The sequence below is a fragment of the Brevibacterium yomogidense genome (assembly GCF_900163715.1).
Taxonomy (GTDB): Bacteria; Actinomycetota; Actinomycetes; order Actinomycetales; family Brevibacteriaceae; genus Brevibacterium; species Brevibacterium yomogidense_A.
This window is the reverse complement of record NZ_FWFF01000005.1, coordinates 50509-73211: the sequence shown is the minus strand read 5'-3', so window position 1 is coordinate 73211 and position 22703 is coordinate 50509. Positions and strand designations below refer to the sequence as shown.

Annotated in this window: 19 protein-coding genes; 14 read left to right on the top strand and 5 right to left on the bottom strand. The window is 69.7% G+C overall.

What is annotated here, in order from left to right; all coding sequences use genetic code 11:
* The first annotated feature begins 2 nt into the window (after positions 1–2).
* The 5 genes from FM105_RS04230 to FM105_RS04210 all read left to right on the top strand — a co-directional run bounded on the left by FM105_RS04230 (position 3) and on the right by FM105_RS04210 (position 4385).
* Positions 3–572 (top strand): DapH/DapD/GlmU-related protein, encoded by a 570-nt coding sequence (locus FM105_RS04230; RefSeq protein WP_087005276.1) that lies wholly within the window; start codon positions 3–5, stop codon positions 570–572.
* A 108-nt stretch (positions 573–680) separates the two neighbouring features.
* Positions 681–1310, top strand: a complete 630-nt coding sequence (locus tag FM105_RS04225; protein WP_087005273.1) for a biotin transporter BioY — start codon at positions 681–683, stop codon at positions 1308–1310.
* On the top strand, positions 1307–2116 hold the full coding sequence (locus FM105_RS04220; protein WP_256970220.1) for an energy-coupling factor ABC transporter ATP-binding protein: 810 nt from the start codon (positions 1307–1309) through the stop codon (positions 2114–2116). Before FM105_RS04225 ends, FM105_RS04220 begins: the two co-directional genes overlap by 4 nt.
* A 69-nt stretch (positions 2117–2185) precedes the next feature.
* The gene (locus FM105_RS04215) at positions 2186–2797 is read left to right on the top strand and encodes an energy-coupling factor transporter transmembrane component T family protein (RefSeq protein WP_087005267.1); all 612 of its coding nucleotides are present in this window, start codon (positions 2186–2188) and stop codon (positions 2795–2797) included.
* A gap of 88 nt (positions 2798–2885) precedes the next feature.
* The gene (locus FM105_RS04210; RefSeq protein ID WP_087005264.1) at positions 2886–4385 is read left to right on the top strand and encodes an alanine/glycine:cation symporter family protein; all 1500 of its coding nucleotides are present in this window, start codon (positions 2886–2888) and stop codon (positions 4383–4385) included.
* A gap of 245 nt (positions 4386–4630) precedes the next feature.
* On the opposite strand, the gene FM105_RS04205 is transcribed toward FM105_RS04210, so the two are convergent.
* Complete coding sequence (locus tag FM105_RS04205; RefSeq protein ID WP_218777909.1) at positions 4631–5818, bottom strand: glycosyltransferase family 4 protein; 1188 nt, start codon at positions 5816–5818, stop codon at positions 4631–4633.
* Positions 5819–6053: 235 nt separating this feature from the next.
* On the opposite strand from FM105_RS04205, the gene FM105_RS04200 reads away from it, so the two are divergent.
* The 3 genes from FM105_RS04200 to FM105_RS04190 all read left to right on the top strand — a co-directional run bounded on the left by FM105_RS04200 (position 6054) and on the right by FM105_RS04190 (position 10152).
* Positions 6054–6668, top strand: a complete 615-nt coding sequence (locus FM105_RS04200; protein WP_143275817.1) for a LemA family protein — start codon at positions 6054–6056, stop codon at positions 6666–6668.
* Positions 6665–7570: a tRNA pseudouridine synthase A gene (locus FM105_RS04195; RefSeq protein WP_087005259.1), complete on the top strand. Its 906-nt coding sequence runs from the start codon at positions 6665–6667 to the stop codon at positions 7568–7570. Before FM105_RS04200 ends, FM105_RS04195 begins: the two co-directional genes overlap by 4 nt.
* A 173-nt stretch (positions 7571–7743) precedes the next feature.
* Positions 7744–10152: a bifunctional metallophosphatase/5'-nucleotidase gene (locus FM105_RS04190; RefSeq protein ID WP_087005256.1), complete on the top strand. Its 2409-nt coding sequence runs from the start codon at positions 7744–7746 to the stop codon at positions 10150–10152.
* Between the two features lie 462 nt (positions 10153–10614).
* On the opposite strand, the gene FM105_RS04185 is transcribed toward FM105_RS04190, so the two are convergent.
* Positions 10615–12906, bottom strand: a complete 2292-nt coding sequence (locus FM105_RS04185) for a hypothetical protein (protein ID WP_143275816.1) — start codon at positions 12904–12906, stop codon at positions 10615–10617.
* On the bottom strand, positions 12903–15380 hold the full coding sequence (locus tag FM105_RS14645) for a hypothetical protein (RefSeq protein ID WP_087005251.1): 2478 nt from the start codon (positions 15378–15380) through the stop codon (positions 12903–12905). The genes FM105_RS04185 and FM105_RS14645 overlap by 4 nt, the downstream gene beginning before the upstream one ends.
* Before the next feature lie 263 nt (positions 15381–15643).
* Between FM105_RS14645 and rplM the strand changes: the two genes are divergently transcribed.
* The 3 genes from rplM to glmM all read left to right on the top strand — a co-directional run bounded on the left by rplM (position 15644) and on the right by glmM (position 18139).
* A complete protein-coding gene (rplM, locus tag FM105_RS04175) occupies positions 15644–16087 on the top strand; it encodes a 50S ribosomal protein L13 (protein WP_087005247.1) in 444 nt (147 codons plus the stop codon).
* A 33-nt stretch (positions 16088–16120) separates the two neighbouring features.
* On the top strand, positions 16121–16618 hold the full coding sequence (rpsI, locus tag FM105_RS04170; protein ID WP_087005245.1) for a 30S ribosomal protein S9: 498 nt from the start codon (positions 16121–16123) through the stop codon (positions 16616–16618).
* A gap of 156 nt (positions 16619–16774) precedes the next feature.
* A complete protein-coding gene (gene glmM / locus FM105_RS04165) occupies positions 16775–18139 on the top strand; it encodes a phosphoglucosamine mutase (RefSeq protein WP_087005242.1) in 1365 nt (454 codons plus the stop codon).
* A 30-nt stretch (positions 18140–18169) separates the two neighbouring features.
* Here glmM and FM105_RS04160 read toward each other — a convergent pair whose 3' ends face one another.
* Positions 18170–20047, bottom strand: a complete 1878-nt coding sequence (locus FM105_RS04160; RefSeq protein ID WP_087005239.1) for an ABC transporter ATP-binding protein — start codon at positions 20045–20047, stop codon at positions 18170–18172.
* A 109-nt stretch (positions 20048–20156) separates the two neighbouring features.
* Entirely contained in the window at positions 20157–21203 is a 1047-nt protein-coding gene (coaA, locus tag FM105_RS04155; protein WP_087005236.1) for a type I pantothenate kinase, read from the bottom strand.
* Between the two features lie 174 nt (positions 21204–21377).
* Between coaA and FM105_RS04150 the strand changes: the two genes are divergently transcribed.
* From FM105_RS04150 to FM105_RS04140, 3 genes are read left to right on the top strand one after another with little or no spacing between them, the layout of a single operon-like run.
* Positions 21378–21953, top strand: coding sequence for a TetR/AcrR family transcriptional regulator (locus FM105_RS04150; RefSeq protein ID WP_087005234.1), 576 nt, complete (start codon positions 21378–21380; stop codon positions 21951–21953).
* Positions 21950–22375, top strand: coding sequence for a DMT family transporter (locus FM105_RS04145; protein WP_087005231.1), 426 nt, complete (start codon positions 21950–21952; stop codon positions 22373–22375). Before FM105_RS04150 ends, FM105_RS04145 begins: the two co-directional genes overlap by 4 nt.
* Complete coding sequence (locus FM105_RS04140; protein ID WP_087005228.1) at positions 22372–22692, top strand: DMT family transporter; 321 nt, start codon at positions 22372–22374, stop codon at positions 22690–22692. The genes FM105_RS04145 and FM105_RS04140 overlap by 4 nt, the downstream gene beginning before the upstream one ends.
* The last annotated feature ends 11 nt before the right edge of the window (positions 22693–22703 follow it).

Below are 22703 nucleotides of genomic sequence, written 5' to 3'. Positions count from 1 at the left end.
CCATGGATCTCGACGATCTCCTGGAAGCGCTGAATGCCGGTCAGACCATCACGGGGGACTCCCCGCTGCACGAGGTCATGCACCGCACCAGTCAGGATGCGCTGCGCATCACCGGCGAGCTGAATGGCGGGTATCACGAGCCTGCACAGGTGCGTGAGCTGCTGGCCTCACTCATCGGTGGGCCCGTCGATGAGACCGTCACCGTCTTCCCTCCGCTGCACTCCGACTTCGGGAAGAACATCGCGCTCGGGAAGCGCGTCTTCATCAACTCGGGCTGCCGGTTCCAGGACCAGGGCGGAGTGACGATCGGCGACGACTGCCTGATCGGGCACAACACGGTGCTGGCGACGCTCAACCATGATCTCGACCCCGCGCGGCGCGCAGACATGCACCCGGCTCCGATCGTCATCGGTCGCAACGTGTGGATCGGGGCCAACGTGACTGTCCTGCCGGGAGTGACGATCGGGGACGACGCAGTCGTGGCGGCCGCGTCCGTGGTGACGAAGGACGTCCCGAAGGGCACCGTCGTGGTGGGCTCCCCGGCGCGCGTGGTGCGCACGGTGACGGACTGATCCCAAGAGCAGCCGTCCGCCTCGCCTCCTGAACGGTGTTCAGGTACTGTGTGCCCATGCCCTGAACGCCGTTCAGGAGTACGGTGTCGCACAGACGAAGGAGTCCCCATGTCACACGCAGCGACCGCAGACCGCGGAGCGGTGTCGCAGTCCGAGGTCTCGGCCTCCCGCAGTCGATGGGGCGCCGGCGATCTGGCGTTCATCGCGGTCTTCGCGGCTCTGCTAGCGGTGTTCGCCGCGATGCCCGCGATACCCGTGGGCGGAGCGGGTGTACCGATCACCCTCCAGACACTCGCCATCGCGCTGTGCGGCATGGTCCTGGGGCCCGCGCGCGGCTTCCTCGCCACCGCGCTCTATGTGGCGCTGGGGCTCATCGGCCTGCCGATCTTCTCGAACTTCTCCGGCGGCCTCGGTGTGCTTGCGGGACCGTCCGCCGGATACATCGCGGGCTTCGCGCTCTACGCGCTGGTGGTCGGTGCGATCGCCGGCTGGGCCGTCAAGCGCCTGCGCGGCTGGAAGCTGTGGCTGGCCCTCTTCGCAGGCGGGCTGATCGCGAGCTTCCTCACCGTCCACCCGCTGGGCATCACGGGCATGTCCCTCAACCTGGGCCTCACCCTGCAGCAGGCGTTCGTCGCGGACATGGCCTTCTGGCCCGGGGACGTGCTGAAGAACGCCGGCGCCGCAGCCCTGGCCGTCGTCGTCCACCGCGCCTTCCCCGCCGTGCTGATCCGCCGATGACTGGTTCTCCGATGGCCCACCCGCCGATGACCGACCCCGCGATCGTCTTCGAAAACGCCGGCGTCCACGTACTCGACCCGGCTGCCGATCGCCGTCCGGATGAGGCGACGAGCCGCAAGATCCTCTCGGATGTCTCGTGCACCCTCACGGAGCCGACGGTGACCGTCATCGGGGCCAACGGATCCGGCAAGTCGACCCTGCTCCAGCTCATCAACGGGCTCATCCCGGTCGACGAGGGGCGGGTCATGGTCGACGGGCTCGACGTCGCAGACCGCGGACGTGAGGTCCGGCGGCGCGTGGGATTCGTCTTCACGGATCCGGCCGCTCAGCTCGTCATGCCCACCCCGCTCGAGGACGTCGAGCTCTCCCTCAAGCACCTCGTCCGTGACAAGCGCGAGCGCCGCACCCGCGCACTCGCAGTCCTCGACGAGCTGGGCGTCGCGGATCTGGCGGAGCGCAGCGTGTACGAGCTGTCGGGCGGGCAGCGGCAGCTCGTGGCCCTGGCGACCGTCCTCGCCGTCGACCCCGCAGTGCTGGTGCTCGACGAGCCCACGACCCTGCTCGACCTCGCGAATCGGGAGAAGCTGCGCGGCGTGCTCGCCGACCTCGTCTCCCGTCGCGGAGTCCGCACCATCCTCTCCACCCACGACCTCGAGGTCGCCCAGGACGCCGAGCGCACCCTCCTCATCCACCATGGTCGCCTGCATGCGGACGGCGCCCCCGCCGAGGTCGTCGCCGCCTACCGCGCGGTCGTCGCCGAGGAATCCCGCGCCGTGGAGTCCGGCGCGCCTCGGGCCCGTGAGTGACGGCCCGCGCATGAGAGCCCGCATAGCGAGAGAACGAATAGTGAGAGCCCGCACAGTGAGAGCACGCGCATGAGGGCCCGCCAGCGCTTCCTCGGGCGCCGGGTCCCCGGTGACTCGTGGCTGCACCGATCGCCCGCGTGGACGAAGCTCGCAGGCGTCGCCGCCCTGAGCGTCGTCGTGCTGGCGACGCGTGACGCCCAGGTCAACGTGGGCCTCCTCGTGCTCATCGTCGCCGTGGCGGTCAGCGCCCGTCTGCCGCTGCGTGAACTCGTCGCTCCCGTCCTGCGGATCGGCCTGATCATCGTGGCCGTCTTCGCCGCGCATCTCTGGCTCACGGACTGGGCCACTGGCCTGCGGCTCTCCTCGACCATCGTCGTGTGCATCATGGCCGCCGCTCTGCTCATGCTCACGACGACGGTGGGCGAGCTGATCGCGGTGTTCGAGGTCCTCGCGTGGCCGCTGCGGTTCGTCGGCCTGCGACCGGCAACCGTCGGCCTGGCCGCAGGGCTGGTGGTCCGCAGCCTCCCCGTCATCGCCGACCTTGCGCGGGTCGCCGGAGACTCCGCCCGCGCCCGAGGTCTCGAGGGCTCCCTGCGCGCCCGCACCATCCCGCTGGTGCTGGGCACGGTGAAGTACGCGCAGGACACCGGGCGCGCCCTCGAAGCGCGCGGCCTCGAGTGAGATGCTGAGCCTCCGCTGAACGTGAGTCATGTCATAACAGCGGTGCTCTGAGTCACACGTCACCTCCCTTCCGGATACCGTGGCGCATATGGGACTCATAGATGACCTCAACACATGGCTCGGCAACGCCGAAGGGTGGCTGTGGACCTGGCTGGGCATGCCCGTCGTCGGGCTGCTCGCCCTGTACTTCACGCTGCGCACCGGCGCCGTCCAGTTCCGGATGCTGCCGGCCATGTTCCGGTCCATCACAGAGAAGCCGCAGTCCGACGAGGGCGCCAAGCACGACACGAAGTCGCTGTCCGCGTTCCAGGCGTTCGTGATCTCCGCCGCCGCCCGCGTGGGCACCGGCAATGTGTCCGGCGTCGCCGGCGCGATCTTCATCGGCGGCCCCGGCGCCGTCGTGTGGATGTGGATCATGTGCCTCTTCACCTCCGCTGCGAGCTTCATCGAGTCGACTCTGGCTCAGCTGTACAAGGTCCGGGCGGAGGACACCTACAAGGGCGGACCGGCCTTCTACATCCACCGCGGGCTGGGCAGCCGTGGGTTCGGCGCGTTCTTCGCGCTGCTCTTCATCTTCTGCTTCGCCCTGGCGTTCACCTCGCTGCAGGCGAACACGATCACCGATGCCGTGAGCGGTGCCGTCGGTGCCTTCGCAGATCCGGCGGGTCTGCCGTGGCTGCCGTTCCTCGTGGGCATCGTGCTCGCACTCTTCACCGCCGGCATCGTGGTCGGCGGGATGCGCCGGGTCGCGAACGTCGCCCAGAACATGGTCCCGGTCATGGCGGCCATCTACCTGCTGATCGGACTCATCGTCGTCGGCATGAACTTCGGCGAGCTGCCCCGCGTCTTCGGCCAGATGTTCGAGGGCGCCTTCAGCCCGCAGGCGGCTGTGGGCGGCGGCATCGGCGCTGCGATCGTCAACGGCGTGCAGCGCGGGATGCTCTCCAACGAGGCGGGCATGGGCTCGGTGCCGAACGTCGCAGCGACGGCCTCGGTCAGCCACCCCGTCAAGCAGGGCCTCGTCCAGACGCTGGGCGTCTACTTCGACACGCTGCTCATCTGCACGATCACCGCGTTCATCGTGCTCGTGGCCTTCCCGGACCCCTCGACCGGCGGCGAGGGCCTCCTCATGGTCCAGGAGTCGCTCACCGCGAGCCTGGGCGCCTGGTCGGCGATCCTCCTGGGCGCGATCATGCTGCTGCTCGCGTTCACATCCGTGCTGGGCAACTACTCCTACGGCGAGGCGAACGTCCACTTCCTCACGTCGAAGCGCGGCTGGCACCTGGCCTTCGGTCTGTCCGTCGTCGCGATGGTGTTCATCGGCTCCGTCATCTCCGTGGAGCTCGCGTGGTCCATCGCCGGGGTGTCGATGGTCGTGATCGCGCTCATCAACCTGGTCGTCATCACGATCCTCGCGCCGACTGCGATGCGCCTGCTGCGCGACTACCGGGCGAAGCTGGGCAAGGGGGAGGACCCGATCTTCCTCGCAACCGACATGCCGGACATCAAGAATGTCGAGACTTGGGCCCCGGAGGACGTCCGCGACTACGTCGACATCCGCGACAGGACCTCCGCCCAGGGAGCCTGAGCCCAGCCGCTCACGTCCTCGCTGACCTCTCTCGCAGAGCCCAGCCGCTCACGCTCTCGCGAAACGCCGGTGACCGGTATGAAACACCGCGCCTGAACACGGTGTTTCATACCGGTAGCCGGCGTCTCGCCGTGTGTGCTGGTGGCTGTACCTGTGCGGGTCTCGTGCACGGGCCTCCGGCGGCGCCCGTCAGACGAGACCCACGACTGCGCCGTGCCCCTCAGGCGCGCCCCAGGCCCCACCCCTCAGACGCGGTCCTGCGCCCACCGGGCACCACCGGTGTACGACCGGCCGATGACCTGCGGCGCGGGCCTCGCGATCGCCGCCGAATAGTGGCCGATCAGCTGCGAGCACACGCTCTTCCACGTGCGGCCCAGCACCGTCTCCCGCGCCGTTAGTCCGAACGCCCTCCGCTTCGCCGCGTCCCCCGCGAGGTCCGCCACGTGCGCGCGCAGCCCCTCGAGGTCGCCCGGGCTGTACAGCCACCCGGTGCGCGATGAGTCGACCAGGTCCAGCGGGCCGCCGCGCGCAGGCGCCACGACGGGGACGCCGGAGGCCATCGCCTCCTGGATGGTCTGGCAGAACGTCTCGAACTCGCCCGGCGACGCCATGATGTCGAAGCTCGCAACGGCCTGGGCCAGCGCCTCTCCACCCAGGAACCCGGTGAAGTGAGCGTCGGGGAGCAGCCTGCGCAGGCGGTCCTTCTGCGGCCCCTCGCCGACGATGACCAGCTTCACATTCGGGACCGACGACAGGACGCGCAGGTCCTCGACCTGCTTCTCCACGGCGAGGCGTCCCACGAAGCCGACGACGACCTCGGGCCCGGTGCCATTCGCGCTCACACCGACCTTCGCGCGGAACGACGCAGACCGATGGGTGGGGTCGAACCGCGAGGAGTCCACGCCGCGGGCCCACAGGCGCACGTCGCTCACACCGATCCCGGTGAGCTGGTCGACGGTGTAGGACGACGGCGCGAGCGTGAGGGAGGCGTGCTGGTGGATGTTGCGGACGTGGTTCCACAGCACGGTCTCCAGGCCGCGCATCCCGTAGCGGGCGGCGTAGGCCGGGACCTCGGTCTGGTAGACGGCGACGGACGGGATCCCCAGATCCTGCGCGGCGAGCACGCCCCGCCAGCCCAGGACGAAGGGTGAGGCGACATGGACGACGTCCGGGTCGAAGTCGGCGAGCAGCCGCCGGATCCGGGCGACTCCGCCCGGGGCGACGCGGACCTTGCGGTACTTCGGCATCGCGAAGCTGGGGACTCGGAGGACTCGGGCACCTGCGACCTCGCGCGGCCGATCACCGCGGCTGCCCGGTGCGATGACGATGGCTTCGTCTCCGCGCTCGGCCAGATGGTCGAGCACGCGGAGCAGGCTGTGGCTGACCCCGTTCATCTGCGGGAGGAACGATTCTGCGATCACTGCGACTCTCACATGTTTCATTTCACGTGAGAAAGGTGACGGACAGCGGGTGGAACAGGTGACGGATCGGCGAACGCCTCGCGAATCCGCGGTGCCCGGCCCCGGGTCGGCGTCATGGCCGGTCACCTGCGCCCGCCATCCTGCCGGTCAACGGCGGCTGAACGACCGGTGAACGTGTGCGCCCTGCGGGTACCCTGGTCCCTGAGGATTCGTGGGACACGTCGTCGGAGTGGGGGCTTCCAGGCACATGCAGTGGAGTTGGGTCGTTCTCATCGCTGTGCTCGTGCTGGCGGCGGGCATCGTCGTCCTCCTGACCATCCGCTACAACCAGCTGTCGCTCAACAGATCGCTCACGCGGGAGGCCCGCCGCCAGTTCGACGTGGCCCGCGCCGCCCGGCACGGGCTCGTCCCCGTCTACGTCGCCGAGGCCCGCCGCCTCCTGGGTGAGGACCCGCGGATCGCGGACCTCGAGTCAGCCGTCGTGGCCGCGCAGACCGTGCGCAGCCGGATCGACGCCGGAGTCGCCGAGCATGTCGTGACCGACGCCGTCCGCACCGTCGCCGCGGGCATCCGGGAGAAGGCATCCGCGCCCGAGGCCCCGCCCGGGTTCGCCGATGACCTCCTCGTCCAGCTCGAGGGGCACGAGACCCATATCGGCGCCGCGGTCCGCCACCACAATGCGAGCGTCCGCGCCTACACCCGTCGGCGCGCCCGGGTGCTGGCCCTTCCGTGGCGCGGTGTGTACACGGAGATCAAGCAGATCGAGTACACGCCGTCGGAACCCGATGAGCGCCACATCCACGACGATGTCTCGCCGGGCTCGGAGAACTACCGGCCGGGACGGGTGGGGGAGGAGCTGTGACTCTCACCCCGGACGGTGAGGCGACCCGGTTCCGGATCGACCTCGGATACGTGGGGACGGACTTCCACGGCTGGGCGGCCCAGCCGTCCCTGCGCACCGTCCAGGGTGTGCTCGAAGAGAGCTTCGCGACCGTGTTCGGCCAGCGGGTGCGCACCATCGTCGCGGGTCGGACGGACGCGGGCGTGCACGCGCGGAGGCAGGTGGTCCACTGCGACCTCCCGCCTGCTGCCCTCGCCGCACTCACCGGCCGGGGGAAGCGGGTCAGGGAGCCGGCCGACGGACTCGTGAGCCGGCTGCGCGGCGTGCTGGGGCACCTGGGGGCCCCGGACCTCGTGATCCATGGGGCGCAGGAGGTGTCCGCAGCATTCGACGCACGGTTCTCCGCCGTGTGGCGCAGGTACTCCTACCGCATCGCGGACGAGGGGGCGCTGCGCGACCCGCTCGCGGCGCAGCACACGGTGGTCCATCGGGGGGCGCTCGACCACGGCGCGATGGCGCGGGCCGCCGGCGAGGTGCTGGGGCTCCATGACTTCCTGCCCTTCTGCAAGCCGCGACCGGAGTCCACGACGATCCGCACACTGCTCGACCTCTCCGTGGTCCGGGAGGATTCGGGCGTCATCGCACTGGACCTGCGCGCGGACGCGTTCTGCCACCACATGGTGCGGGCGCTGGTGGGCGGTCTCGTGCGGGTCGGATCCGGAGCGTGGGGCGTCACGGAGCCCGCGCAGCTGCTGGCGCGGGCGGAGGCGGGGGCGGATCGCGCGGAACTGCCGCCCATGCACCTCATGCCCGCCCACGGCCTCGTCCTCGAAGAGGTCGGGTACCCCGACGGGCCGGACGGATGGGCGCAGCAGGCGGAATCCGCCCGCAAGCGCAGGCAGGCGGACGAGCTCCACGGCTGAGCGCGGGTGCGGGTTGGTGTGGCTCGACGGATGGGTACGGGTGGACGCCAGAGTGGGCGTGTGTGAAGCCAGTCGCGGGAATTCACGCCGCATTCATGCGGAATCGGGCTATTCTTCGAGTGTATTCACAAGAATCTCGGACGTAACACCCACCTTCTGTTGTGAGGACGACGATGAAGAAGACTCTTCTGCGCGGCGTGGTCGCCGGCGCGGCCGCCACGGGGATGGTGCTGCCCCTGGCAGCGCTCCCCGCATTCGGCGAGGCACCTGCCGGCACCCAGGTCCAGCTGCTCAACATCACTGATTTCCACGGACGGATCGCCGACGCCGGCCACGGAGTCGCCTCCGTCGTCGAACGTGAGCGAGCGGCCTTCGACGGCGAGACCGCCTTCCTGACGACCGGTGACGACATCGGCGCGTCCACCTATGCGTCCTCCTCGCAGGAGGACAAGCCCACGATGGATGTGCTGAACGCGCTCGGCGCGGACGCCGCATCGGTGGGCAACCACGAATTCGACCGCGGCTACGCGGACCTGCGGGACCGTGTCTCCCCGAGCACGGACTTCGCGAACCTCGGTGCGAACGTGTACAAGAAGGGCACGACGGAGGTCGCGGACGGGATCACCCCGTACACGATCGTCGAGCAGGGCGACGTGCGGATCGGCGTCATCGGCGCGGTGACGGAGGAGACCGCACAGCTCGTGAGCCCGGGCGGCATCGAGGACATCGAGTTCGGCGACCCCGTCACGGCGATCAACGATGCGGCAGAAGAGCTCGAGGCGCTGCCGGATGAGGAGAAGCCGGACCTCACGGTGCTGGCCGCCCACCTGGGCCCCGCCAGCGTGTCCGATCTGGATTCCGCACTGGGATCGAACGAGGAGTTCAACTCCGTCGTGACGGGCGCCGACGCCTCGATCGACGCGATGTTCTTCGGCCACTCGCACATGCAGGCGAACTTCTCTGCACCGGTGCCGGGTGAGGACGGGCGCACGCGCCCCGTCGTCCAGTCGGGCAACTACGGCGAGATCGTCGGCAAGGTCACTCTCACGAGTGAGGGCGAGGGCGACTGGTCTGTGGACGAGCAGGAGCTGCTCGACACCGCGGATCAGTCCTTCTCCTCACCGATCGTCGACGAGGTCGACGGGATCGTCGCGGACGCAGAGGCGAAAGCGCAGGAGATCGGTTCCGAGGTCGTCGGCACGATCGACGAGGACATCACCCGTGCGTTCAACGAGGACGGCTCGGAGGATCGCGGCGGCGAGTCCCAGCTGGGCAACCTCGTGGCGGACGCCCTCACGGAGGGCGTGGGGATGTCGCAGCTCGAAGAAGCCGACTTCGGCATCACGAATCCGGGCGGCCTGCGCACTGATCTGCTCGTCGATGACACCTTCGGCGACGAGGAGCCGGGCGAGGTGACGGTGGGCGAGCTCAACGCCGTCCTGCCGTTCGCGAACGACCACGGCGTCGTCACGCTCACGGGCGCGGACGTCATCCAGCTGTTCGAGGAGCAGTGGCAGCCGGACGGCGCATCGCGGCCCTTCCTGCACATGGGCATCTCCGACGAGCTCGATGTCGTCTACGACTCCGATGCGGCGCGCGGCGAGCACGTCGTGTCCGTCGAAGTCGACGGTGAGGAGATCGATCCGAACGCGGAGTACCGCGTGGCGACGCTGAGCTTCCTGGCCGCTGGCGGCGACAACTTCGCGGCCTTCGCGAACGGCGAGTTCCAGCAGTCGGGCATCACCGACTTCGAGGTCTGGGAGAACTACTTCGAGACGCGCGAGGTCGTCGAAGGGGACCCGCAGGAGCGGCAGGCGGACTTCGCGCTCGACGTCATCAACACGGAGGACCTCGAAGCGTCCTTCGGCTATGAGGGCGGCGCTGATGGTGGCGAGGAGATCGAGGTCGAGCAGGGCGGCGACGTCGGGCTCACCTTCATGACTGAGGCCGCGCGGGATATCGACGGCCCCTTCAGCCTGGCGCTCGAGCTGCCGGAGGGCTTCACCGCCGACCTGGCAGGAGTCGAGGACGCGTTCACAGCCGCGAACGCCACGACCGTGGAGTCCGCAGTGCTCGAGGCGATCGCAGAGGGCACGACGGAGAGTGAACTCACCGTCGCAGCCGGCGACGACGTGGAGACCGGCGAGCACACGGTCACCGCGACGCTCATCGCGGATCCGGAGCACGCGTGGTGGGATGACAATCCGCTGCCCGTCAGCCGGTCACTGGACCTCACGGTCACCGTCACCGACGCCCAGCCGGGCGAGGACGACGATGACAACGGATCCGACGGCGGAAGCGACGGAGACGAGGACGCTGACGGCGGCAGCGACGGCGGCGGCGATGGCGATGACGGCCGGGACGACGACAACGGTGGGAACGACAACGGCGACGACGGCAGCGGCAGTGACGGCGGCGGAAACGGTGATGACGGCCGCGACGACGATGCCCGTGACGACGGCAACGGTGACCTGCCCCGCACCGGCGCAGAGCTGGGCGGCATCCTGGGCCTCGCGGCGGCGCTCGTCGCAGCGGGCGGCGCAGCACTGGCCGCCAGCCGCAAGCGCGGCAAGGGCCTCTGACGAGGTGCTGACAGAGACTCTGGTGGGGTGCTGATGGAGGCCCTGCCAGAGAGCTGACGGATAGTCGGGGGCTTCGGCTCTGAGAACGATGCAGGACCCGCACGGAATCGTGCGGGTCCTGCGTTGTGTGTGGGCGGTCTTGTGTGTGAGCGGCGTTGTGTGTGGGCAGCGTGGCCCAGCCCCGGTGCCGTGATCGAGTGAGTGCAACCTGGTCCTGATCTCTCGCGGGCGGGGCCGGTTTGTACTCACTCGAACTCGAACGGAGGCTCGCCCGTCGCCGTGGGGCGAGCACCGCTCATGCAGGGGCGACCACCCGTCAGTTCTGCACATCCACTCGACGCTCCTGCACACTTCTGGGCCGACTCGTGTGCAGGATCGTCGGCTCGACGGAGCATGGTGCGGGCACATACCGCCGTCGATGGAGGGTGCTGGATCGACGGGACGGTGAGCCTGGGATTGAGCCTACGGCTGAGGCGGCGTCCCCGGCCGGGGATGAGCCTGGGATTGAGCCTGCGCCCCCGGCTGGGGCTGAGCTTGACCCTGAGCCTGAGCCTTCGGCTGGTCCTTCGCCTTCGTCCCCACGAGGTGGGTGAGGGCCGGCATGAGGAAGAGGATGCCGACCGCCGGCACCACGATGCCGGAATCGTTGATGAACGTGCCCACGGTCAGCAGCACGGCCAGGGAGATGATGGAGGTCCGCAGCAGCGGCATGTCCCGGTACCACTCGCCCAGCAGGGGGATGCGGAAGCGATCCGGGGAGATGGCTGCCCACAGGATCGCCGCCAGCACGAACGGCAGGAGCACCGTCGCCCAGCTCTGGGTCAGGATGTCGATGTTCATGCCGATCTTCCGCAGGAGCACAGCGCCCGCCTCACCGGTGAGGATCGAGTCGAAGAAGTTCCCGAAGTGGGTCCGCTGGTCCGTGGGGCGCAGCCAGTCGAGGAACAGCACGAGCAGCATGAGCCCCGCCGCTCCACCGCCGCCGATCAGCAGGAGGCGCTTCCACGACATCGTCACACCCGCGGCGGTGACCGCGAAGACTGCGGTGCCCAGGAGGAGCGTGGGCACGGAACCGAACTTGGTGCCCAGCCCCGGGGTCGCGAGCAGCACGCACGAGGCCAGCACCGCCACGGCGACCACCGCAGTGATCGACCAGCGCCGTCGCATCCAGGAGCAGACGACGCCCAGGCCCACCAGCAGAGCGGTGCAGTACAGCGCGAGCGCCGAGTTGCCGATCCCGTAGAACCGCGACGCGATGAGCAGGGGCTCTCCGAGCAGCGTCGACATCTGCAGAGACGACCCGGTGCTGACGTCGACGGCGAGCACCCCGACGGTCGTGGCGGCGATGAATCCCAGCGGGCCGGCCGGCAGCCTCCGCCACGGGCCCAGCAGCCCGAGCGCGGTGAGCACGATAGCCCACCCGGTCACCCCGCCCAGCATCGCGACGTCCGCGGACGGCCACCGCTCCCACGGCAGCACGTTCACGAGGAACGTGGAGATGGGCAGCGCGGCGCCTAGCAGTCCGCCGACCCTCATGATGTTCGCCGCCCGCCGCAGTCCGCGCCGCTTGACGATCACGGTGCACGTCACGAGCAGTCCCGTGAGGAGGATCCCCCACGCGGCGTAGAACCAAGCGGAGACGTTCTCCTGGGTGAGGACCGCGGTCTGCCGATCGAGCATCCGCTGCTGCTTGCTCGCAGCATCTGCGGGGCCGTCGACGAACGACAGCGGCGCGCCCGCGAACCCGCCGGCTCCGGTGACGCCCGCAGACGCGAGGAGCGTGGGGGTGAGGTCCGTGACCTGCAGGAGGCCGGGCTGCCGCGTGGACGACGACGTCAGCAGCTGTGACGTTCCCTCTCCGCCCATCGGCCCACCGGCCCCGACCCCTCCGCGCACGGCGGCGAACTGCATCCGGGAATCATCGGTGCGGGCATCGGCGATCGACGCGGCGATGAGGGTGGGAGCCTGGCCTGCGGGGAGTTCGTCGGTCGCAGCGAGGACCTCGCCGACGGCCGCATCGATGCCCGCGACGGACTGCCCGGGCGAGTACACGCTGCCGAGGTCGACGAGCACGATGTCCGCCGTCCCCGAGGCCGACGTCACCTGCTCGCCCAGCTCACCGGACTCGCGCAGCGGCTGCCAGTCCTGGGTGCGCCCGTCCGGCTGAGCGGTGCCGATCGCAGCGCCGGGGCCGATCCCGGTGATGCGGGCGCCGGCCTTCTCCGCCGTCTCCGTGAGGGTGCCGACCGACGGCGTGTAGTTGTCCTCCGCGGCCTGGTCCAGGTACACATCCCAGTCGGGCACCCACCCGCCGATCGGCTCCTGCAGCACGCGGCACGTGGGCCGGGGCTCATCCGCGGCGCGCCGTCCGGAGCTCAGCGCGAGCCATCCGTCGGCAGCGCAGCTGGTGTCGCGCACGGAACGGGGAGTGAGCGAGCCGACCGCGCTCTCGTCGATGAGCCGCCACAGGTTCGGCGTCCGGTTCGGATCGAGGTCCTCGAAGGTCAGACCGGCGAAGCCCAGGAGGACGACGGGGTGGGCGCTCGCCTCCTCCTGCTCGGGGACGGGCTCCTCCGACGGCGTCCCGGCTGCCAGATGTGAGGAGTCTGCCTGCGGTGACGATGCTGACGGTGCCGGAGACGAGGCAGACGGTGCCGGTAACGAGGCAGCCTGTGCCGTAGACGCCGCGGCAGGTGCGACAGTCAGCGCGAGGATGAGGACGACGGCCCACACCGCGGCGAATGCACGCCTCATCGGCTGACCCCGCCCACCGTCGTCGCGGACGGACTCTCACAGTCGACGCCCTCACGGTCGACGTCCCCACGACCGAGACCCTCCCGGTCGACACCCTGACGTCCGACTCCCTCCCGGTCGATGCCCACGCTCATGACGACGAGCATCGGCACGAGCATCATGGCCCCGGTCGCAGGGACCGCGACGCCGGAATCGGTGATGACGAGCCCCACGCCCAGAGCGATCGCCGCGGACAGGAAGCCCGCATGCACGGTGGGGTGCGCGAGCGCCGGCGGCAGCGTGTTCGCCCAGGGCCGCGCGAGTCCCGCGGTGGTCCGGTACCGCTTCAGGTACCCGAGGCTGAAGAGGACGGTGAAGACCGACAGCGGCACGACGATCGCGAGCGCAGGATTGATGACGATGATGTTCAGGTTCGCCTCGAGCTTGCGGGTGATCACCTCGATCAGCTGGCCGTCGAGGGCCTGGCCGAAGAAGTTGCCGAAGTGCGAGCGATCGGCGGGCGGTCGCAGATAGTCCAGTCCGGCGACGCCCACGATGATCACGAGCGCACCCGCCCCGATGAGGACCAGTCGCAGGATGCTCACGCGGATCCGGAAGAGGGCCAGCAGCAGGACGGTGAAGCCGACGATCGCGGCGACCGTCCCGCCGAACTTCGCGCCCCATGCGGGGTTGCCCAGGACGAAGACGGATACGACGGCGAACCCTGCGACCAGCAGTCGCGCCGTCACCGCCCTGCCCGCGTCGAGCAGGCGGGCTGAGACGATGCCCAGCCCCAGGAGCGCAGCGGCGAGGAACAGCGCCGCACCTTGGTTGCCGAGGCCGTAGAAGCGGCCCGCGACGATCGGGTTGTACCCCATGAGCGCGTTGAACTGCAGGCGCGATCCCAGCGCGACGTCGACGACGAGCACGACGGCGGACACCAGTGATGCCGCCGCCACACGGCCCTGCCAGGTGCGCCTCCAGGGCCCTGCGACGGACAGGGCCAGGAGCGCGACCGTGCCCAGCGCGATCGCACCGGTGAGGCCCCAGCCGGGTGCCGGCACGCGGCCCCACGGCAGGATCCCGGCGACGAAGCTCGCCATCGGCAGCAGTCCGATCGTGAAGCACACCCATGCGCCGTATCTCCGCAGGGCGGTCAGCGTGCGGGGCGTCTTCGTCCTCAGTGTGCGGACGACGGGCACCAGCAGCAGGATCGCCAGTGCGATCGTGAGCACGTAGTGGATGACGTCGAGGAGGACGCTGAAGGTCTGCGCGTGCGTGTGGACCGTCCCGGCCTTGCGGGAGTCTGCGACAAGGTCGTCCATGCGGGAGGCGGCGTCGTCGGAGGGATCGACGAGGAAGTCTGCGGGGGAGGTTCCCTCCGATTCGAGTCCGACCTCCCCGATCGCTGCCGGCAGCACGTCGGTGAGCTGCACGAGGCCCGGCTGCCGGGTCGAGGAGGAGCGCAGCGTGCCGGGCTCGTAGGAGGGGCCCGCGGCGATGACCGCGCGCAGGCGCGAGGGGTAGTCGGCATCGCCCAGACCGGCGACGACGACGTCGGAGGTGTCCGGAGTCTGCTCGAGGACGCGACCCACGCGCGCGTCCAGTGCCGCGATCTGCCCGGTCCGCGTGCGGCCCAGCGATTCGTCGTTCCACGCGTGCCACGCGTTCGGCTCCCACGTGGGGTCCGCGGCGGTGCCCGCGTCGATGAGCGTGAGCGCGCAGGAATCGAGGATCTGCTCGTCCTCCTCATCCGCCGAGGTGCCGGTCGGGTCCGTGACCAGGCTCGTCGTCGGGGCCCAGGTCTCGACACGGCCCTCTTCGTCCGCCGCCGCGTACGCGGCTCCACGGCCGTAGGCCACTGTGCACCAGTCGGCATCCTCCGCGGCGCGGGTGAAGACACCCGGATCCGCGCCGTATCCGGAGCCTGCGTTCGCCGCGAGGACCCGCTCGAAGTCCTCGAAGGTGGCGGGCCCGGCCGCGACCGGCGTGCCGGCGGGGACCTCGGGGTCGTCGGAGACATCGGAGTCCACCGACGGTTCGGCGGCGTCGGGATCCTCTGCCTCCGGCGCCTCGGCGGCGGAGGCCGGGACGGGGTCGACCATCCGGGGGCACGAGGTGTGGGCGAGCAGCGGACTGAACCAGTCCGGTGTGAGGTCGACGCTGTGCATCCGCGCGCCCGCACCGAAGCTCAGCCAGCCCGCAGCCGCGCACGTGGCGGGCGTGAGTGTGCGGACCGCGAGGTTCGCAGACGCTCCGTCCTCCACCAGCGACCAGAGGTTCGGTGTGCGCTCCGGTCCGATGTCCGACAGTGTGAGACCGGAGGCGCCGATCACGACGACGCCGGTCGCGGCGTCCTCGTCCGCGGACGGAGCGCTGGATCCTGCGGGAGAAGCGCTGGATCCAGCGGTCTGGGCAGGCGCTGCGACGGCTGCGCCCGGGACGACGAGGCCCAGGACGCAGGCGACGGACGCGAGCACACGGAGGAAGAGCACCGTGTCAGCCTACCGGCGAAGCCTGCGGACCGGCTGGAGCGGGTTTGCAGGGTCCTGTGCGGATGCGGTAGATTTGAGCGTCGTTGCGTACGTCAGCACACGTTCCTCGCTAAGCCTCTAGTCGCGTTGCAGGTTTCAGGTGGGTCATCCGTGTCGGAAGCGTAGCGCGCACAGGACAGGCCCGTCCGCGAACTCGACGTCACGACTCGAGCAAGTGGGTGTGTATGGGCCCTAGGACTACTGACGAATGTAAGAAGGCAACTTTGCGTACGTACACCCTGAAGACCGGCGATGTTCAGCGCCAGTGGCACGTCATCGACGCCACTGACGTCGTTCTCGGCCGGCTCGCTTCGCAGACCGCGCGTCTGCTCCGCGGAAAGCACAAGCCGACGTTCACGCCGAACGTCGACTCGGGCGATTTCGTGATCATCGTGAACGCCGACAAGGTCGCGCTCACCGGTGCCAAGCTGGAGCAGAAGCGCGCCTACCGCCACTCGAACTTCCCGGGTGGCCTCAAGAGCGTCAACTACGCCGAACTCCTCGCGACTCACCCCGAGCGCGCGGTGGAGAAGGCCGTCACCGGCATGATCCCCAAGACTCGCCTCGGTCGGGCGCAGATGCACAAGCTCAAGGTCTACGCAGGCTCAGAGCACCCGCACTCAGCCCAGAACCCCCAGCCGTACGAGATCACCCAGGTCGCGCAGTAAGCGCGCGGGTCGAACAGCTTACCGAGGAGAATCGTGGCAGAGAACACAGTCGAGGACGTCGACCTCACCGAATACAGCACTGAGACCCCGGCCTCCGCTGGCCTGGGCGAAGCCGTGGCCGGTGGCCGCGGACAGTCGATCACCGCACCGGGATCGGGAGTGGGCCGCCGCAAGCAGGCGGTTGCTCGCGTCCGTCTGGTGCCCGGCACGGGCGAATGGAAGATCAACGGCCGTGACCTGGAGACCTACTTCCCGAACAAGCTGCACCAGCAGCTCGTGAACGAGCCCTTCCGCCTGCTCGATCTGGAGGATCGCTTCGACGTGATCGTCCTCATCAGCGGCGGCGGCCCGTCGGGCCAGGCCGGAGCAGTCCGCCTGGGCATCGCTCGTTCGCTCAATGAGATCGACCGCGACAACAACCGTGCGGAACTGAAGAAGGCCGGCTACCTGTCCCGTGACGCTCGCGTCCCGGAGCGCAAGAAGGCCGGACTGAAGAAGGCGCGCAAGGCGCCGCAGTTCTCCAAGCGCTGATCCAGCGCCTCTGCAGCATGCTGCGGAGCGGAACGTGCGAAGGCCCCCGACCTCTTGGTCGGGGGCCTTCGTGCTGTTCCATGCGCGTGCAGTGCACGCGAGGGCATCGCCGGGCCCCGTAGACTGGCGGAAAAGTCTCAGGAAGGATCCCTGCTTATGTCTCGACTCTTCGGCACGGACGGTGTGCGAGGTCTCGCGAACCGTGACATCACCGCTCGCCTGGCCCTGCAGCTCGCAGTGGCCGGCAGCCGCGTGCTCGCGCGTCCCGAGAACGCGCCGTTCGGCAAGCGCCCCGTCGCGATCGTCGGTCGTGACACGCGGGTGAGCGGCGAGTTCCTCACCGCCGCGACGTCGGCGGGGATCGCCTCGACGGGCGTCGATGTGCAGGACGTCGGCATCCTGCCCACGCCGGGGATCGCCCACGCGGTGAAGTCGACCGGAGCGGCGTTCGGCGTCGTGCTCTCCGCGTCGCACAACGCGATGCCCGACAACGGGATCAAGTTCTTCGGCCAGGGCGGCACGAAGCTCACGGACGCGCAGGAGGACGAGATCCTCGATCTGCTGGATGCGGAGTGGGAGCGCCCCACCGGGGCCGGCGTCGGTCGCATCGCGCGCTACCCCGCCGCCGCGGACGAGTTCACCGAGCACCTGGTGCGCGGCCTGGGCGAGACGACGGATGCGAGCCCGCTGTCAGGCCTCACCGTCGTCGTCGACTGCGCGCACGGAGCGGCCGCGGTCGTCGGACCGGCCGCCCTGCGACAGGCGGGCGCGGAGGTCATCGTCACCGCCGCGGAGCCCAACGGCTACAACATCAATGACGGCGTCGGCTCCACGCACATCGAGAACCTCCGTGCCGCGGTCGTGGGGCAGCAGGCGGATCTGGGCGTCGCCTTCGACGGCGACGCGGACCGCTGCCTGGCGGTCGACTCCCTGGGACGCGAAGTGGACGGCGACCAGGTCATGGGCATCCTCGCGCTGGGGATGAAGGAGGCCGGGACGCTCGCGGACGACACACTCGTCGTCACCGTCATGTCGAACCTGGGCCTGCGCCTGGCGATGGAGAAGCGCGGCATCGCGATCGAGGAGACGGCGGTCGGCGACCGCTACGTGCTCGAGCGCATGCTCAAGGGCGGGTACTCCCTGGGCGGTGAGCAGTCAGGACACGTGCTGCTCCTGGAGCACGGCACGACCGGCGACGGCGTCCAGACCGCTCTGCACCTCATGCACCGCATGGCATCCTCGAAGAGGACGCTCGCGGATCTGGCAGCAGAGGTGCCGAAGCTCCCGCAGGTCCTCATCAACGTCAAGGGCGTCGACAAGACCGCCGCCGGCGACGACGCGGACGTCCGGGCGGAGGTCGCTGCGGTGGAGGCGGAGCTCGGTGAGACCGGGCGCGTGCTCCTACGCGCCTCCGGGACTGAACCCGTCATCCGCGTCATGGTCGAGGCCGCCACGCAGGAGGCCGCGCAGTCGCAGGCCGAGCGCCTCGCCGCCGTGGTGGGGGAGCGCCTGGCCCTCTGAGCGGGGCCAGGTCGTGGGGGCGGGAGCCGCTCAGCGGTCCTGGCTGAACTGCGTCCGGTAGAGCTCCGCGTAGCGTCCGCCGCGTGCGAGCAGGTCTGCGTGCCCGCCGCGCTCAGCGACCTGCCCGTCCTCGACCACGAGGATCTCGTCCGCCGCCTTGATGGTGGACAGTCGGTGGGCGATGACGAGTGCCGTGCGGCCCTCCATCGCCTCGCCCAGCGCCTGCTGGATCGCCGCCTCGTTCGTCGAGTCGAGCGCGCTGGTCGCCTCATCGAGGATGACGACGGGCGGTGACGCGAGCAGGAGCCTGGCGATCGTCAGGCGCTGCCGCTCGCCGCCGGACAGGCGGTACCCGCGCTCTCCGATGATGGTGTCCAGGCCGTCCGGGAGGTTCGCGAGCACACCGGTCAGGCGCGCGCGGTCGACGGCGGACTCCAGCTGCTCGTCGGTGGCGTCCGGCTTCGCGATGAGCAGGTTGTCGCGGATCGATTCGTGGAAGAGATGGCCGTCCTGCGTCACCATCCCCACGGCGTTCTGGAGGTCCTCGAACGACAGGTCGCGGACGTCGACGCCGCCCAGCTCCACCGCGCCACCGGTCACGTCGTAGAGGCGGGGCACCAGCGACGCGATCGTCGACTTGCCGGCGCCGGACGAGCCGACGAGCGCGACGGTGCGTCCCGCGGGGACCTCGACGTCGATGCCGTGCAGGACCTCCGTGCCGCCCCGCTCGTCCAGGATGGCGACCTCTTCTAACGAGGCGAGCGAGACCTCGGCGGCGGAGGGGTACGCGAAGCGCACGTCGCGGAACGCGACGGACAGTGCGCCGGACGGCAGCGGAGTGGGGTCGGCGGGCGGCCGGATCAGTGCTACGAGGTCCAGGACCTCGAAGACGCGCTGGAAGCTCACCACCGCGCTCATGATGTCCATGCGGGCGTTCGCGAGCATGGTGAGCGGACCGTAGAGGCGGGTGAGCAGCATCGCGAGCGTGACGACCTGGCCGGCGTCCAGCGGACCCGTGACCGCCTGCCAGCCGCCCAGCCCGTAGACCAGGGCCAGCGCCAGCGCGCTCACCAGGGTCAGCGCTGTGACGAAGGTGGCCTGCAGCATCGCGACGCGCACGCCGATGTCGCGGACGCGGCCGGCGCGCTCGGCGAACTCGGACGATTCGTGGGCGGGGGAGCCGAACAGGCGCACCAGCGTCGCGCCGCCCGCGGAGAACCGCTCCGTCATCCGCGTGGACATCGCCGCATTATGATCAGCGGCCTCGTGCTGGAGCTTCGCGAGCCTGTCTCCCAGTGTGCGTGCCGGGATGAGGAAGATCGGCAGGAGGAGGATCGACAGGACTGTGACCTGCCACGAGATCGTCACCATGACGCCCACCGTGAGGGCGAGGGAGACGACATTGGACACGACGCCGGAGAGCGTGTTCGAGAACGCTCGCTGCGCACCGATCACGTCGGTGTTGAGGCGGGAGACCAGCGCGCCGGTGCGGGTGCGGTTGAAGAACGCGATCGGCATCGTCTGGACGTGGTCGTAGACGGCCGTGCGCAGGTCGAAGATCAGGCCCTCGCCCACATGGGACGACAGCCAGCGGTTGACGATCGTGAGGACCGCCTCCGCGATCGCGAGTCCGGCGATGCCTGCGGCGAGCCAGCCGATCGTGCTCAGGGGCCCACCTGCTGTGATCGCATTGACCACATTGCCGGAGAGCACGGGCGTGATCACGCCGACGACGGCCACCAGGACGGACAGCAGGAGGAAGCCGATGAGTCGGCCCTTCTGGCGTGCTGCGAAGCCGATGATCCGCCGGATCGTCGGACGGTCGATGCGGACGTCGCGGGCGTCGCCGCCCTGGCGCGCGCTGCTCGTCTGCCGCCGCATCATCATGTGCGGACTGGGCATACTCATGGGGCCTCCCTCCGTGCACGTTGAGCGCGCACCCGAAGGTCAACACCGGCGGCTGCGGTTTCATTTCCGCATCGTGGAGGGGTGGAGGGGCCGGCAGCGCCCGCCCCGCTCAGAGCTTGCGCAGCTGGATGCGCGACACGGAGTGGTCCGAGGACTTGCGCAGCAGCAGATCCGCGCGACCGCGCGACGGCATGACGTTCTGGTGGAGGTTCGGGGCGTTGATGGAGTCCCAGATCTCAGTCGCGAGGTCCCTGGCCTCCGTGTCGCTCAGCTGCGAGTAGCGGTGGAAGAACGAGTCCGGGTCGGTGAAGGCGCCGTGCTTGAGGCGCAGGAACCGGCTGATGTACCAGGAGCGGACGTCCGCGGAGGCCGCATCGACGTAGATGGAGAAGTCGAAGTAGTCGCTCACCGCGACCCCCAGCTTGCCGTCTGCGCGGGGACGCGGCGGCTGGAGGACGTTGAGGCCCTCGACGATGAGGATGTCGGGGCGCCGGACCGTGATGCTCGCTCCGGGGACGATGTCGTACGTGTGGTGCGAGTAGACAGGTGCGCGGACTTCCCGGGCGCCGGACTTCACCGCCGCCATGAACCGCAGCAGGGCGCGACGGTCGTAGGACTCGGGGAAGCCCTTGCGCCCGCTCAGGCCTCTGCGCTCCAGTTCCGCGTTGGGGAAGAGGAAGCCGTCGGTGGTGAGCAGCTCCACGCGCGGGGTGTCGGACCAGCGGGCGAGCATCTCCCGCAGCAGACGTGCGGTCGTCGACTTGCCCACCGCCACGGAGCCGGCGACGCCGATCACGAACGGGGTGCGCTGGGGTGCGGGCTCGAAGCCCTCGTTCGCCAGGGGCGAGAGGAACTTGCGCGTCACGTCGTGCTTCTGGCCCCGCGCGGCGGAATAGAGGTTGAGCAGGCGCGACAGGGGGAGGTAGACGGTCTCCACCTCGTCGATGTCGATGCGCTCGCCCAGACCGCGCAGCCGTCCGACGTCGGACGTGGTGAGCGGGAGTGGGGTCGAATCGGACAGGCGCGACCACTGCTCGCGGGTGAAGTGCCAGTAGGGGGACTGGGCGGCTTCGGAGTCCTGACGGGGCGCGGGGCGCAGCCCGGCGAGCCTGCGGGCGGCATCGGAGACGAGGGACTCGTCGGCATTCGCAACCATGGCCACGATTGTTCCACGGTCGGACGTGAGGCACGTCTCCCGGGTGGGGGATGAGACGACCGGCTCAGCTCACAGTGCGAGGATCCGAGCCGATCCGAATGTCAGCGGTGCTGCACGCCACATGACGCCTGACCAGGGTCTTCTGCTTAACCATACATATGGTAGGTTCGTGCTGTGTCGACCAAGAGTGAGATCCTCGAAGGAGCGCAGGCCGTGCTGCGCCGCAGGGAGCCGCTGACCCTCGACTCCGTCGCCGCGCAGGTCGGCCTCACGAAGCCCGGCCTCGTCCACCATTTCCGGACGAAGGAGGCGCTCGCCGTCGCGGTGGTGGAGCACGTCGCCCTGCGCTGGCTGGACGGACTGAAGCGGTACGCGGGGGAGTCCCCGTCGCCGGTGGAGCGCCTGCGTGCGTACATCCGATACACGATGACCGAGGACATCGACGCGAGCGACCTCGCACTGCTGTCCGACGCGAAGCTGTCCGGACAGCTCGTCGCGCTCTGGGACAGCACGCTCTCGCCCTGGATGGGCGAGGTCATCGATGCGTCGCCGTCGGATCGGGCTCGCTACCGCGCGGCACGTCTCGCCGCAGACGGCGCCTGGTTCGACCGCGCACTGGGAGTCGTCTCCTTCTCCCGCGAGGATCTGGCAGAGGTCCTGGACGTGGCGCTGAGCCTCACCCGTGCATCGCAGAGTCCCACCCACGAGCGGGGCCCCACTCACGAGCAGAGCCGCACGGGGGACCGGTGAGTGCCCGCACGCGCGCCTGGATCGCTCTGGCCTTCGCCGTGATCCTGGAGGTCGGCGGGTCGTTGTCGATGAAGGCCGCGCTCGAGGCCCCGTGGCTGTTCCTACTGACCGGTACGGCGTACGCGGGCGCATTCGTCCTGCTTGCGCAGGCGCTGCGGATGGGCATGCCTCTGGGCGTCGCGTACGGCGCCTGGGCCGCTGCCGGCGTCGCACTGACCGCGGTCCTGTCGGCAGTCGTCTTCGCGGAGCCCTTCACCCCGGTCATGGGGGTCGGCATCGTGCTGATCGCGGTCGGTGTGCTGTGCGTCGAGCTGGGAAGCTCCCTGCCTGCGACGGGGCGAGGGCAGCAGACACCAGGGCAGGAACCACCAGGGCAGGAACCACCAGGGCCGGAGCCGCGGCGGCAGGTGGTCGACGTATGACGGCGTGGCTGCTGCTGGCGGGTGCGATCGTGCTCGAGGTCTTAGGCACCCTCGCCCTGCGGATGGGATCCCATGACTCGCGGCTCTGGTACATCGCCGTCGGCGTCTTCTATACGGGGGCGTTCTCCCTGCTGGCGCTCGTCCTCGCTCAGGGCATGCCGCTCGGCGTCGCCTACGGCATCTGGTCGGCGGTGGGCGTCTCCGTCACCGCCGTGCTGGGCCGGGTGCTCTTCAAGGAGCCCTTCACCTGGCTGAGCGGGTTGGGCATCGTGCTCATCGTGGGCGGCGTGCTGTTGGTGGAGACCGGGGCGGCGTGATCGTCCAGTGG

Coding starts and splice junctions, on each gene's coding strand:
- FM105_RS04230 (WP_087005276.1), top strand. CDS start 3: ATGGATCTCGACGATCTCCTGGAAGCGCTGAATGCCGGTCAGACCATC.
- FM105_RS04225 (WP_087005273.1), top strand. CDS start 681: ATGTCACACGCAGCGACCGCAGACCGCGGAGCGGTGTCGCAGTCCGAG.
- FM105_RS04220 (WP_256970220.1), top strand. CDS start 1,307: ATGACTGGTTCTCCGATGGCCCACCCGCCGATGACCGACCCCGCGATC.
- FM105_RS04215 (WP_087005267.1), top strand. CDS start 2,186: ATGAGGGCCCGCCAGCGCTTCCTCGGGCGCCGGGTCCCCGGTGACTCG.
- FM105_RS04210 (WP_087005264.1), top strand. CDS start 2,886: ATGGGACTCATAGATGACCTCAACACATGGCTCGGCAACGCCGAAGGG.
- FM105_RS04200 (WP_143275817.1), top strand. CDS start 6,054: ATGCAGTGGAGTTGGGTCGTTCTCATCGCTGTGCTCGTGCTGGCGGCG.
- FM105_RS04190 (WP_087005256.1), top strand. CDS start 7,744: ATGAAGAAGACTCTTCTGCGCGGCGTGGTCGCCGGCGCGGCCGCCACG.
- FM105_RS04185 (WP_143275816.1), bottom strand. CDS start 12,906: ATGAGGCGTGCATTCGCCGCGGTGTGGGCCGTCGTCCTCATCCTCGCG.
- glmM (WP_087005242.1), top strand. CDS start 16,775: ATGTCTCGACTCTTCGGCACGGACGGTGTGCGAGGTCTCGCGAACCGT.
- FM105_RS04160 (WP_087005239.1), bottom strand. CDS start 20,047: ATGAGTATGCCCAGTCCGCACATGATGATGCGGCGGCAGACGAGCAGC.
- coaA (WP_087005236.1), bottom strand. CDS start 21,203: ATGGTTGCGAATGCCGACGAGTCCCTCGTCTCCGATGCCGCCCGCAGG.
- FM105_RS04140 (WP_087005228.1), top strand. CDS start 22,372: ATGACGGCGTGGCTGCTGCTGGCGGGTGCGATCGTGCTCGAGGTCTTA.